The sequence below is a fragment of the Sulfitobacter sp. SK011 genome (assembly GCF_003352065.1).
Lineage (GTDB): Bacteria > Pseudomonadota > Alphaproteobacteria > Rhodobacterales > Rhodobacteraceae > Sulfitobacter.
This window is the reverse complement of the sequence record NZ_CP025803.1, coordinates 2,704,288-2,716,435: the sequence shown is the minus strand read 5'-3', so window position 1 is coordinate 2,716,435 and position 12,148 is coordinate 2,704,288. Positions and strand designations below refer to the sequence as shown.

At 56.7% G+C, this 12,148-nt stretch carries 13 protein-coding genes; all 13 read left to right on the top strand.

Annotated features, from left to right (window positions below; genetic code table 11):
• Nucleotides 1-62: 62 nt before the first annotated feature.
• The 13 genes from C1J02_RS13420 (at nucleotide 63) to C1J02_RS13360 (ending at nucleotide 12,133) form a co-directional block, all read left to right on the top strand.
• A complete protein-coding gene (locus C1J02_RS13420) occupies nucleotides 63-464 on the top strand; it encodes a DUF5333 domain-containing protein (protein ID WP_114879031.1) in 402 nt (133 codons plus the stop codon).
• Between the two features lie 4 nt (nucleotides 465-468).
• Nucleotides 469-2,484, top strand: coding sequence for an NADH-quinone oxidoreductase subunit NuoG (nuoG, locus tag C1J02_RS13415; RefSeq protein ID WP_114879030.1), 2,016 nt, complete (start codon nucleotides 469-471; stop codon nucleotides 2,482-2,484).
• Between the two features lie 5 nt (nucleotides 2,485-2,489).
• Nucleotides 2,490-2,864 carry a hypothetical protein gene (locus C1J02_RS13410; RefSeq protein WP_114880568.1) on the top strand — a complete coding sequence of 125 codons (375 nt, stop codon included), beginning with the start codon at nucleotides 2,490-2,492 and terminating at the stop codon, nucleotides 2,862-2,864.
• A 6-nt stretch (nucleotides 2,865-2,870) separates the two neighbouring features.
• Nucleotides 2,871-3,911 carry an NADH-quinone oxidoreductase subunit NuoH gene (gene nuoH / locus C1J02_RS13405; RefSeq protein WP_114879029.1) on the top strand — a complete coding sequence of 347 codons (1,041 nt, stop codon included), beginning with the start codon at nucleotides 2,871-2,873 and terminating at the stop codon, nucleotides 3,909-3,911.
• Nucleotide 3,912: 1 nt separating this feature from the next.
• The gene (nuoI, locus tag C1J02_RS13400; RefSeq protein WP_114879028.1) at nucleotides 3,913-4,407 is read left to right on the top strand and encodes an NADH-quinone oxidoreductase subunit NuoI; all 495 of its coding nucleotides are present in this window, start codon (nucleotides 3,913-3,915) and stop codon (nucleotides 4,405-4,407) included.
• Nucleotides 4,404-4,820 (top strand): carboxymuconolactone decarboxylase family protein, encoded by a 417-nt coding sequence (locus C1J02_RS13395; RefSeq protein ID WP_114879027.1) that lies wholly within the window; start codon nucleotides 4,404-4,406, stop codon nucleotides 4,818-4,820. The genes nuoI and C1J02_RS13395 overlap by 4 nt, the downstream gene beginning before the upstream one ends.
• The gene (locus tag C1J02_RS13390; RefSeq protein ID WP_114879026.1) at nucleotides 4,817-5,419 is read left to right on the top strand and encodes an NADH-quinone oxidoreductase subunit J; all 603 of its coding nucleotides are present in this window, start codon (nucleotides 4,817-4,819) and stop codon (nucleotides 5,417-5,419) included. The genes C1J02_RS13395 and C1J02_RS13390 overlap by 4 nt, the downstream gene beginning before the upstream one ends.
• Nucleotides 5,420-5,673: 254 nt before the next feature.
• Nucleotides 5,674-5,979: an NADH-quinone oxidoreductase subunit NuoK gene (nuoK, locus tag C1J02_RS13385; protein ID WP_008553673.1), complete on the top strand. Its 306-nt coding sequence runs from the start codon at nucleotides 5,674-5,676 to the stop codon at nucleotides 5,977-5,979.
• Nucleotides 5,980-5,984: 5 nt separating this feature from the next.
• Nucleotides 5,985-8,099 carry an NADH-quinone oxidoreductase subunit L gene (gene nuoL / locus C1J02_RS13380; RefSeq protein ID WP_114879025.1) on the top strand — a complete coding sequence of 705 codons (2,115 nt, stop codon included), beginning with the start codon at nucleotides 5,985-5,987 and terminating at the stop codon, nucleotides 8,097-8,099.
• Nucleotides 8,099-8,332, top strand: coding sequence for a hypothetical protein (locus C1J02_RS13375; protein WP_114879024.1), 234 nt, complete (start codon nucleotides 8,099-8,101; stop codon nucleotides 8,330-8,332). The genes nuoL and C1J02_RS13375 overlap by 1 nt, the downstream gene beginning before the upstream one ends.
• The gene (locus C1J02_RS13370; RefSeq protein WP_114879023.1) at nucleotides 8,332-9,894 is read left to right on the top strand and encodes an NADH-quinone oxidoreductase subunit M; all 1,563 of its coding nucleotides are present in this window, start codon (nucleotides 8,332-8,334) and stop codon (nucleotides 9,892-9,894) included. The genes C1J02_RS13375 and C1J02_RS13370 overlap by 1 nt, the downstream gene beginning before the upstream one ends.
• Before the next feature lie 13 nt (nucleotides 9,895-9,907).
• Nucleotides 9,908-11,350 (top strand): NADH-quinone oxidoreductase subunit NuoN, encoded by a 1,443-nt coding sequence (nuoN, locus tag C1J02_RS13365; RefSeq protein WP_114879022.1) that lies wholly within the window; start codon nucleotides 9,908-9,910, stop codon nucleotides 11,348-11,350.
• A gap of 48 nt (nucleotides 11,351-11,398) precedes the next feature.
• Nucleotides 11,399-12,133 (top strand): biotin--[acetyl-CoA-carboxylase] ligase, encoded by a 735-nt coding sequence (locus C1J02_RS13360; RefSeq protein ID WP_114880567.1) that lies wholly within the window; start codon nucleotides 11,399-11,401, stop codon nucleotides 12,131-12,133.
• Nucleotides 12,134-12,148: the final 15 nt, after the last annotated feature.

Here is a 12,148-nt window from a genome sequence, read left to right as displayed (position 1 = left end):
GCATCGCAAATCCCCATGTGCGGATCGGGCCATTGTGCCCGGCGTACATGAGGAGCGTAAAAATGCGTAAGATATTGATTATACTGTTGAGCGTTGGCCTGCTGGGAACACCTGTCGCGGCCAAACAGCCCTTGAACAAGGTGGCGGCCATCGACGATGCGCTTTTTGATTTGGGGATCGCGGACCGCGTCCGCAAAAACTGTCCAACAATCAGCGCGCGGGTGTTTCGGGCCATCACCTATGTCCGAAAACTAGAATCAGAAGCCAAGGCTTTGGGCTATACAAGCGCGGAAATAGAGGCCTACACCGACAGCGAGGCCGACAAAGCACGTTTACGGGCAAAAGCAGCTGCATTTTTCAAGGCAAAGGGGGTCGATACTTCGGACCCGCAAAGCTATTGTGCCTTTGGACGTGCAGAGATTCAAAAATCGAGCCGTATAGGTTCGTTACTAAAAGCGAAATGAGCATATGAGCGATATCCGCAAGATCATCATCGACGGCAAGGAAATCGAAGCCGAGGGTGCGATGACACTCATTCAGGCCTGTGAATTGGCGGGCGTGGAAATCCCACGTTTTTGCTATCACGAACGCCTGACGATTGCGGGCAATTGCCGGATGTGTCTTGTGGAAGTTGTTGGTGGTCCACCCAAGCCTGCGGCATCCTGCGCGATGCAGGTCAAGGATTTGCGTCCCGGACCCGAAGGGCAGCCGCCCGTGGTAAAGACCAATTCACCGATGGTAAAAAAAGCCCGCGAGGGCGTGATGGAGTTTCTGCTGATCAATCACCCGCTGGATTGCCCGATCTGCGATCAGGGGGGCGAATGTGATTTGCAGGATCAGGCGATGGCCTACGGCGTTGATTTCAGCCGGTTCCGCGAACCCAAACGTGCCAGCACCGATCTGGATCTGGGGCCGCTGGTCGAAACCCACATGACACGCTGCATTTCCTGCACCCGTTGCGTACGTTTCACCACCGAGGTCGCGGGCATTCATCAGATGGGCCAGACAGGCCGGGGTGAGGATGCTGAGATCACAGCGTATCTGGGGCAAACGCTCGACAGCAATCTGCAGGGCAACATCATTGATCTGTGTCCGGTTGGCGCGCTGGTCAGCAAGCCTTATGCGTTTACCGCGCGGCCTTGGGAGTTGAGCAAGACCGAAAGCATCGACGTGATGGATGCGCTGGGGTCCAATATCCGTGTCGATACCAAAGGCCGCGAAGTGATGCGGATCTTGCCGCGCAACCATGATGGCGTGAACGAGGAATGGATTTCCGACAAGACGCGTTTTGTCTGGGACGGGTTGCGCCGCCAGCGGTTGGACACGCCCTATTTGCGCGAGAATGGCAAACTGCGCCCGGCGGAATGGCCAGAGGCGCTGGCCGCTGCTGCTGCTGCGATGAAAGATAAGAAGGTCGCTGGCTTGGTCGGTGATCTGGTGTCGGTTGAAGCGGCCTATGCGCTTAAAACGATGATCGAGGGGCAGGGTGGTGTTGTCGAGTGCCGCACCGATGGGGCCAAACTGCCAGCGGGGAACCGTTCAGGCTATGTTGGGACCGCAACCATTGAAGACATTGACAGCGCCCAGATGATCCAGTTGATCGGGACAAACCCGGCGATTGAAGCACCAGTGCTTAACGCACGTATCCGCAAGGCTTGGGCGCGGGGGGCCAATATCGGATTGATCGGTGAAGCCGTCGATCTGACCTACGAATACGCGCATATGGGCACTGACCGCGCGGCGCTGGACAAGGTGCTGGGCACCAAATTCAAACAGGTTCTTGACGTGCCGTCCCTTGTGATCGTCGGCCAGGGCGCGCTGCGCGAGGCGGATGGTGCCGCTGTGCTGGCCGCCGCGATGGAACTGGCCGAAAAGACTGACAGCAAGTTGATGGTGCTGCACACGGCGGCGGGCCGGGTGGGTGCGATGGACATCGGTGCGGTTGCACCGGGCGGCATGGACGATGTGTCGGGTGCCGATGTGGTCTATAACCTTGGCGCGGATGAGGTCGACATCGCTGCGGGCCCGTTTGTGATCTATCAAGGCTCGCATGGGGATCGCGGTGCGCACCGCGCGGATATCATCCTGCCGGGTGCCGCCTATACCGAGGAACCGGGTTTGTTTGTGAACACCGAAGGGCGGCCACAACTGGCATCGCGCGCAGGGTTCGCGCCGGGCCAAGCCAAGGAAAACTGGGCGATCCTGCGGGCATTGAGCGCAGAGATGGGCGCGACATTGCCGTTTGATTCCATTGCGGCATTGCGCAAGTTGCTGGTAAAGGATGTGCCGCATCTGGCTGATGTTGATCAGGTGCCGGAAAACGAATGGTCCGCGTTGCCCAAGGGCAAACTGGGCAAAGCCAGCTTTGCGCCGGCGCTCTCGGATTTTTACCTCTCGAACCCGATTGCACGCGCAAGCGAATTGATGGCGGAATTGTCGTCAAATGCGGCCGCGCGCCGTGCCAACCCAATGGCGGCGGAGTGAAGGCCATGTTGGCCCTCGTCCCTGTCCTGTTAGCCGCCTGCGAACCTCAGGTGCCAACGGCAGAGGATTTTATCCCTGAATACAAAGGGGTAGAGACCACCTTGCTTGACGGCGATCTGGTGCAGTTCAACGTGGCGATGACCAAAGCGCTGTCAACGCGTGACGTATCGGACTATGCGGAATGTGCAGCGGCACAATATACGCTGATCCGTGGCTATGGTTTTGCACGTCATCTGCGGACAAATGTGACCCAAGAGGCTGGCATATGGCGGGCAGATGCTGTTTACACAATCTCGCCAAGCCTGCCACGGGGCTTGAAGACAATTGATGCCGAAGTAACCGCACAGAATTGTGCGGAAAAGGGCATTCCGGCGGTGTGAGGGACTATGGCTGACTTCTTTTACAACACATATCTGGGCATTGGCCTGCTGACTGTCGGTCAGGTGTTGCTGCTGGTGGTGCCGCTGCTGTTGGCGCTGGCGTTCCTGATGTATGCGGACCGCAAAATCTGGGCTGCGGTGATGATGCGGCGTGGCCCTAACGTTGTTGGCGTCTTTGGCCTGTTGCAGTCCTTTGCAGATTTCCTGAAATACATCGTCAAGGAAGTGGTCGTGCCTGCGGGTGCGGACCGTCCAGTGTTTTTCCTGGCCCCGATGATATCCTTTGTCATGGCGATGATCGCATGGGCGGTGATCCCGTTTAACGAAGGCTGGATCCTTGCCGATATCAACGTGGCGATCCTGTATGTCTTCGCGATTTCCTCGCTCGAAGTTTACGGTGTGATCATGGGCGGTTGGGCGTCGAACTCGAAATACCCCTTCCTCGGCTCGCTGCGGTCCGCCGCTCAGATGATTTCATATGAAGTTTCCATCGGTTTGATCATCATCGGGGTGATCCTGTCGACGGGCTCGATGAATTTTACCTCGATTGTGAACGCGCAGGACGGCGACTGGGGCATCTTCAACTGGTACTTCCTGCCGCATTTCCCGATGCTGATCCTGTTCTTTATCAGCGCCTTGGCCGAAACCAACCGGCCGCCGTTTGACCTTCCGGAAGCGGAATCAGAACTGGTGGCGGGTTATCAGGTTGAGTATTCCTCGACACCTTTCCTGCTTTTCATGATTGGTGAACTGGTCGCGGTTGTGCTGATGTGCGCGCTGGTGTCGCTGTTGTTCTTTGGTGGCTGGTTGTCACCCATTCCATTCCTGCCTGACGGGTTCTTGTGGATGTTCATCAAGATGCTGATGGTGTTCTTCATGTTCTCGATGGTCAAGGCTATCACGCCGCGCTACCGCTATGACCAACTGATGCGTCTGGGTTGGAAAGTGTTCCTGCCGTTCTCATTGTTCTGGGTGGTGTTCGTGGCCTTTGCGGCGAAATTTGACTGGTTCTGGGGCGTCTATGCCCGCTGGACAGTAGGGGGCTGAGATGGCACAGACCGATTATACCCGCGCGGCAAAATATTTTCTGCTGCAAGATTATGCCAAGGCGTTCATGCTGGGCATGCGGTACTTCTTTGCGCCTAAAGTCACGCTGAACTATCCGCATGAAAAGGGGCCGCTTTCCCCGCGCTTTCGTGGTGAACACGCGCTGCGCCGCTATCCGAACGGCGAGGAACGCTGCATCGCGTGCAAGCTCTGCGAAGCGATCTGCCCGGCACAGGCGATCACCATCGACGCGGAACCCCGCGAAGACGGCAGCCGTCGCACCACGCGCTATGACATCGACATGACCAAATGCATTTATTGCGGTTTCTGTCAGGAAGCCTGCCCGGTGGATGCGATTGTCGAAGGTCCGAATTTCGAGTTCTCAACAGAGACCCGTGAAGAGCTGTATTACGACAAGAACAAACTGTTGGAGAACGGTGACCGCTGGGAGGCCGAGATTGCCCGGAACCTTGAAATGGATGCGCCGTACCGATGACAGATCCCACAAACCCCTTTGAAGCGATGATGAAACAGGCGCAGGAAATGGCAAAGTCGTTTCCGGCGATGGATGCGTTTTCGCCGAAAGGTTTTGAGGCGATGATGGGCACGATGCCCAAGGAATTGATGGAAACCTTCTTTGGCAACACGCTGAACCCTGATGGGCTTGACGCGCGCACGCGGTTGTTGCTGACGCTGGCCGGGCTGACCATGCAGGGTGCACAAAACGATGTGGCGATGCGCCAGACCGTCCGTCACGCGCTGGAGGCAGGGGCCACCAAGCAGCACATCATTGAGACAATTGGACAGATGTCGGTTTTTGCCGGCATCCCCGCCATGACCCGCGCGCTGGAACTGGCGCAGACGGTGTTGGATGAAAAGGCGGATACTAAAAAGGAAGACGGGGCATGACGGTCTTTTCATTCTATCTGTTTGCGATCAGCGTGATCGCTGGCGGCCTGTTTACCGTGATCAGCCGTAATCCCGTGCATTCGGTGCTGTGGCTGATCCTGTCGTTTCTCAGTGCGGCAGGGCTGTTCGTGCTGTTGGGCGCGGAATTTGTCGCGATGTTGCTGATCATCGTCTATGTCGGCGCGGTTGCGGTGCTGTTCCTGTTTGTCGTCATGATGCTGGACGTTGATTTCGCCGAACTGAAGGCCGAAATGGCGCGCTATATGCCGCTGGCCTTGCTGATTGGTCTGGTGATCCTGATGCAGTTTGTCATGGCCTTTGGCGCATGGGAAACCAACGCGGCCGCCGAAGGGCTGCGCGCGCAAGCGATTGATCCAAATACGTTCAACACCAAGGCGTTGGGTCTGATCCTGTATGACCAATACTTCCTGCTTTTCCAACTGGCGGGTCTGATCCTGCTGGTGGCGATGATCGGTGCGATTGTCTTGACGTTGCGCCACCGTGTGGATGTCAAACGCCAGGATGTGGTTGCCCAGATGATGCGCGACCCGGCCACGGCAATGGAACTGAAAGACGTAAAACCGGGGCAGGGGCTGTAGCGCACCGGCATTTTTGAGATAGTCCAGAGCGTTTCTGTGCAGAAGAACGCAACCGGACGAGACAAGGGACGCAAACGATGTCGAGGAATACAATTGTGGTGCTGGTTGTCGTGCTGATCATTCTGTTCGGCGGCTACAACTTGATCGGCTAAATCCATATCCCGGTGGAAGTCGGGGTGGAACAAGACTAAGAAGCCTGAAAACGGGCGATGTATGAAAGACCCGGGTAAACGGGGAACAAACCGAGGGACGATATGATCGGACTTGAACACTATCTGACAGTGGCGGCGACGCTGTTTGTCATTGGCATCTTCGGGCTCTTCCTGAACCGCAAGAACGTGATCATTCTGCTGATGAGCATTGAGTTGATGCTGCTTGCGGTAAACATCAACCTTGTGGCGTTTTCCAGTTTCCTTGGCGATCTGGTGGGCCAGGTCTTTACCCTTTTCGTGCTGACCGTTGCCGCCGCCGAGGCCGCGATTGGTCTGGCTATTCTGGTTTGTTTCTTCCGTAATCGCGGCACCATTGCTGTCGAAGACGTCAACGTGATGAAGGGCTGAGGGCTATGGAAACCACAATCCTATTTGCCCCGCTTGTCGGTGCATTGATTTGCGGCTTTGGCTGGAAGATCATCGGAGAGACCGCTGCGATGTGGGTCTCGACCGGCTTGCTGTTCCTTGCGGCCCTGCTCAGCTGGGTGGTGTTCCTGACCTTCGACGGTCCCACCGAGCATATCCAGATATTGCGCTTTATCGAAAGCGGCACGCTTTCCACTGATTGGGCCATTCGCATGGACCGGTTGACCGCGATCATGCTGATTGTGGTGACAACGGTGTCGAGCCTCGTGCATCTTTACTCGTTTGGCTACATGTCGCATGACGTGAATTTCAACGAAGATGAATCCTACAAACCGCGCTTCTTTGCGTACCTCTCGTTCTTTACCTTTGCGATGTTGATGCTGGTCACATCCGACAACCTTGTGCAGATGTTCTTTGGCTGGGAAGGGGTCGGCGTGGCGTCGTATCTGCTGATCGGGTTCTATTACAAAAAACCATCGGCCAATGCCGCAGCGATCAAAGCGTTCGTGGTGAACCGGGTCGGTGATTTCGGCTTTGCGCTGGGTATCTTTGGTCTTTTCTATCTGACCGACAGCATCAAATTCGACGATGTGTTTGCCGCAGCACCTGAGCTGGCCGAACAAACCGTTGGGTTCCTGTGGTCCGAATGGAACGCTGCGAACCTGATCGCCTTTTTGTTGTTTGTTGGTGCAATGGGTAAATCGGCCCAGTTGTTTCTGCACACATGGTTGCCCGATGCGATGGAAGGTCCGACCCCTGTGTCCGCCCTGATCCACGCGGCGACCATGGTGACAGCGGGGGTTTTCCTTGTCTGCCGCATGTCACCGCTGATGGAATTTGCACCTGAGGCGATGATATTTGTCACGGTCATCGGGGCGTCGACGGCATTTTTTGCCGCCACCGTGGGTCTGGTGCAGACCGATATCAAGCGCGTCATTGCGTATTCCACCTGTTCGCAGCTGGGCTATATGTTCGTGGCCGCAGGTGTTGGCATGTATTCGGCCGCGATGTTCCACCTCTTTACGCATGCGTTCTTTAAAGCGATGCTGTTTCTTGGGGCAGGTTCGGTCATTCACGCCATGCACCATGAGCAGGACATGACCAACTATGGTGGTCTGCGCAAGAAGATCCCCTACACCTTTGCGGCGATGATGATTGGCACGCTGGCGATCACCGGTGTCGGCATCCCGCTGACGCACTTTGGGTTTGCCGGCTTCCTGTCCAAGGATGCGATTATTGAATCCGCATGGGCAGGCGGGTCGATGTATGGTTTCTGGTTGCTGGTTGTGGCGGCGGCAATGACCTCGTTCTATAGCTGGCGCTTGATGTTCATGACGTTCTACGGCACGCCACGCGGCGACAAGCACACCCATGAACACGCCCATGAAAGCCCGATGACCATGCTGGTGCCGCTGGGCGTGTTGAGCCTTGGCGCGATCTTTGCGGGCATGATCTGGTACAACAGCTTCTTTGGCCATGCCGAGGACATCGCGGAATTCTATGACATCCCACTGGCTGAGATGGCAGCGGACGGCACGGCCCATGCTGAGGGTGCCGAGAAAGGCCATGATGACGCTGCAGCGACCGAGGGCCATGGTGATGATGCAGCCGGAGGCGGCGAACACCACGCATCCTTTGGCGGCGCGCCGGGTGAAGGGGCGATTTATTTTGGGCCAGACAATCATGTACTGGACGATGCCCATGCGGCACCGGCCTGGGTCAAGGTCAGCCCCTTTATTGCGATGCTGGGCGGATTCGTAATGGCGATGTGGTTCTATATCTGGAACCCAAGTCTGCCGGCGCGCCTGGCGGCAAACCAGCAGCCCTTGTATCAGTTCCTGAAAAACAAATGGTACTTTGATGAGCTCTACGATGTGATCTTTGTCGGCCCGGCTAAAGCAATTGGGCGTTTCTTGTGGAAACGCGGGGACGGCAATGTGATCGACGGCACGCTCAATGGTGTGGCGATGGGGATCATCCCGTTCTTTACCCGCCTCGCGGGCAAGGCGCAGTCCGGCTATATCTTTACCTATGCCTTTGCCATGGTAATCGGCATCGCTGTGCTGGTGACCTGGATGTCGATGAGCGGGGGGGCCAACTGATGCCGACCGAATTCTACCTCATCATCGGGGGCTGTGTCGCGGTGATGGGCCTTTCCGCTTTTTATCTCGGTGACGAGAACAAATCGACACGCGCGCTGGCCCGCGTCGGCATTGTCATGGGAGGCTCAGGTCTCTTTGTTGCCACCCTGTTTTATGCCGCGATTTTTGCCGCGGTTCTAATTGTCATGCTGCCGATCCTCTTGATTGCGGCCTGGTGGAACGGAGCATTCTGATGGACCATCACCTGCTTTCCATAATCACCTTCATGCCTGCCTTCGCGGCATTGATTTTGGCCGTGTTTCTGCGCGGTGATGATGCAGCGGCTGGCCGCAATGCCAAATGGCTGGCGATGATCACCACGACTGTGACTTTCCTGATCTCGCTGTTTGTGCTGTTTGATTTTGACGCCAGCAATCCGGGTTTTCAGCATGTGGACGAGGCCGAATGGCTGCTGGGCATGCAATACCGTCTGGGCGTTGACGGTATTTCGATCCTGTTTGTGATGTTGACCACCTTCATGATGCCGCTGGTGATTGCCGCATCCTGGAATGTGGAGACCCGCGTCAAAGAATACATGATTGCGTTTTTGCTACTTGAGACGCTGATGCTGGGCGTGTTCATGGCGCTGGATCTGGTCCTTTTCTATCTGTTCTTTGAAGCAGGTCTGATCCCGATGTTCCTGATCATTGGCATCTGGGGCGGCAAGGACCGCATTTATGCCAGCTTCAAGTTCTTTCTTTATACCTTCCTCGGTTCGGTTCTGATGCTGGTCGCGATGGTGGCGATGTTCACCGAAGCGGGCACCACCTGTATCGGCGGATGCGAGATCAGCCTTTTGACCCATACCTTTGGGTCCGAAACCTTTAGTCTGATGGGCATCCAGATTGTTGGCGGCATGCAGACCCTGATGTTCCTTGCGTTTTTTGCCAGCTTTGCGGTCAAAATGCCGATGTGGCCGGTGCACACCTGGTTGCCGGATGCCCACGTGCAGGCCCCAACGGCGGGTTCTGTTGTTCTGGCGGCGATCCTGCTCAAGATGGGCGGCTATGGCTTTTTGCGGTTCTCGCTGCCGATGTTCCCGGTTGGGTCTGACGTGATGGCACCCTTTGTCCTTTGGATTTCGGCAATTGCGATTGTCTATACCTCGCTGGTGGCGCTGGTGCAGGAAGATATGAAAAAGCTTATTGCCTATTCATCGGTCGCACATATGGGGTTCGTGACCATGGGCATCTTTGCCGCGAACCAGCAGGGCGTGGACGGTGCGATTTTCCAGATGATCAGCCACGGCTTTATCTCGGGTGCATTGTTCCTGTGTGTCGGTGTGATCTATGACCGTATGCACACCCGCGAGATTGACGCCTATGGCGGTCTGGTGAACCGGATGCCGGCCTATGCCCTGATCTTTATGTTCTTCACAATGGCGAACGTGGGCCTGCCGGGCACATCGGGGTTTGTTGGTGAATTCCTGACATTGATGGCGGTTTTTCAGGTCAATACCTGGGTCGCAGCGGTTGCGACAACCGGTGTGATCTTCTCTGCGGCCTATGCGCTTTGGCTGTACCGCCGGGTGGTCATGGGCGATCTGATCAAGGAAAGCCTTAAGGCGATCACGGACATGACCACGCGCGAACGCTGGATATTTGCGCCACTGGTGGTGATGACCCTGCTCTTGGGGGTCTACCCTGCGCTGGTGCTCGATATGATCGGGCCGTCGGTTGCGGCCTTGGTGGGAAATTATAACGTGGCGCTGGAGGCGGCAGGCGATGTCGTTCAATCCGCCGCTGTGTCAAACTAGGAAGGTCCGAGTGATGATTTCCAATGATCTGAATGTCATCCTGCCGGAAATCCTGCTGGCGGTGTTTGCCATGCTGGGGCTTTTGGGGGCGGTTTACACGTCCAAGGACAAGGCCGGTGGCCTGTTGGTCTGGTTGACAGCCGCGGTATTTGTCGTGCTGGCGGCATGGATCGGGATGACCGGTGAAGGGACCCGCATTGCCTTTGGCGGCATGTTCATCGAGGATTCTTTTGCACGTTTTGCCAAGGTGACGATCCTGCTGTCTGCTGCGGCCGTGCTGATCATGTCCGAGGGGTATATGAAAAGCCGTGGATTGCTGCGCTTTGAATATCCGATGTTGGTCGCGCTCAGTGCCGTTGGCATGATGATGATGGTCAGCGCCGGTGATCTGATGGCGCTTTACATGGGTCTGGAGCTGCAATCGCTGGCGCTTTATGTGGTCGCGTCCCTGCGCCGCGATTCCGTGAAATCAACCGAGGCGGGCCTGAAATATTTCGTGCTCGGCGCGCTGAGCTCTGGCATCCTGCTTTATGGGGCATCCCTGGTTTATGGCTATGCCGGAACCACCTTGTTCAGTGGCATCATCACCACGGCGCAATCGGGCGAGACATCACTTGGCCTGCTCTTTGGCTTGGTGTTCCTGATTTCGGGTATGGCGTTCAAAGTATCTGCCGTGCCGTTCCACATGTGGACGCCGGATGTCTATGAAGGTTCGCCCACGCCGGTCACCGCGTTTTTTGCCACAGCACCCAAGGTTGCCGCGATGGGGCTTTTTGCGCGGGTGCTGCATGATGCCTTTGGCAATGCGGTCAGTGACTGGAGCCAGATCATTGCGCTGCTGTCGGTATTGTCGATGTTCCTTGGTGCCGTGGCGGCCATTGGGCAGACCAACATCAAACGGCTGATGGCGTTCTCGTCCATTGCCCACATGGGCTATGCGCTGATGGGTCTGGCGGCAGGCACGGTGTTGGGTGTGCAGGCCATGCTGGTCTATATGACAATCTATGTGACCATGAATGTCGGGACCTTTGCGTTCATCCTGCTGATGCAGAAAGATGGCGCGCCGGTGACGGATATCCGGTCGCTCAATATGTATTCCAAACGCAGCCCGGGTCGGGCGCTTGCAATGCTTGTGTTGCTCTTTTCTCTAGCCGGTGTGCCACCGATGCTGGGTTTCTTTGGCAAGCTTTACGTGTTGCGCGCCGCCTATGAGGCCGGCTTGGTCTGGCTGGCGGTTGCCGGCGTGATCGCTTCGGTGATCGGGGCCTATTATTACCTGCGCATCGTGTTCTACATGTATTTTGGCGAAGAGGGATCGGAGCAGTTGGACAATCAGGGCGGTGCCTTGCTGTCCGGGTTCCTGATGGCGTCCGCCTTGGTCATGGTGCTTGGCATCGTGAACATGTTCGGGGTCGAAGGGGCAGCGGCGGCGGCGGCGGCGACACTTGTCAACTAAGGTGCATTCCGCGCGGGCGGACATGTGTATTTTTGGAACAATGAAATCATGAGCGCGTGGCCTGTCGCATATGGGCGGCGCGTTTTTGATGTGTTGGATTCGACACTGTCAGAGGCGGGGCGCATTGCGCCGTCACTTACATGTCCGACATGGATTTTGGCGCTTGAGCAAACCGCGGCGCGAGGGCGGCGTGGGCGGGCATGGTCAACTGCGCGCGGAAATTTTGCAGGCACATTGATCTTGCGGCGGACCGAGGCACCGGGGGTTGCGGCCTTGCGCAGTTTTGTGACCTCATTGGCGTTGTTGCGTGCCTTTGTGGCGCTGACAGGACAGGTTGATCGTTTCGCGTTGAAATGGCCCAATGACGTGTTGCTTGATGATGGCAAAGTGGCCGGTATCTTGCTGGAAAGCAGCGGCGATCAGTTGATCATCGGGGTGGGCGTCAACCTTGCCCATGCGCCCATGGCTGCTGATGTCGAACCGGGTGCCGTGACGCCCGTATCGCTTGCGGGTGCGTTTGACCTGAAGGTCAGCCCAGAGGCGTTTCTCGAAGTGCTTGCCGTTGAATACGCAGCATTGGAGACCCAGTTTACCACTTATGGCTTTGCCCCCATACGCACGGCGTGGCTGGCACATGCCGCCCGGTTGGGTGAGGTGATCACCGCACGGACCATGCGTGATCAAACCGTTGGCACCTTTGAGGATGTGGACCCAGAGGGTAATCTGATCTTGCGCACGGGCAGCGGTGCGGTCGCCATCACGGCGGCAGATGTATTTTTCTGAACGGGGGGCGACCTG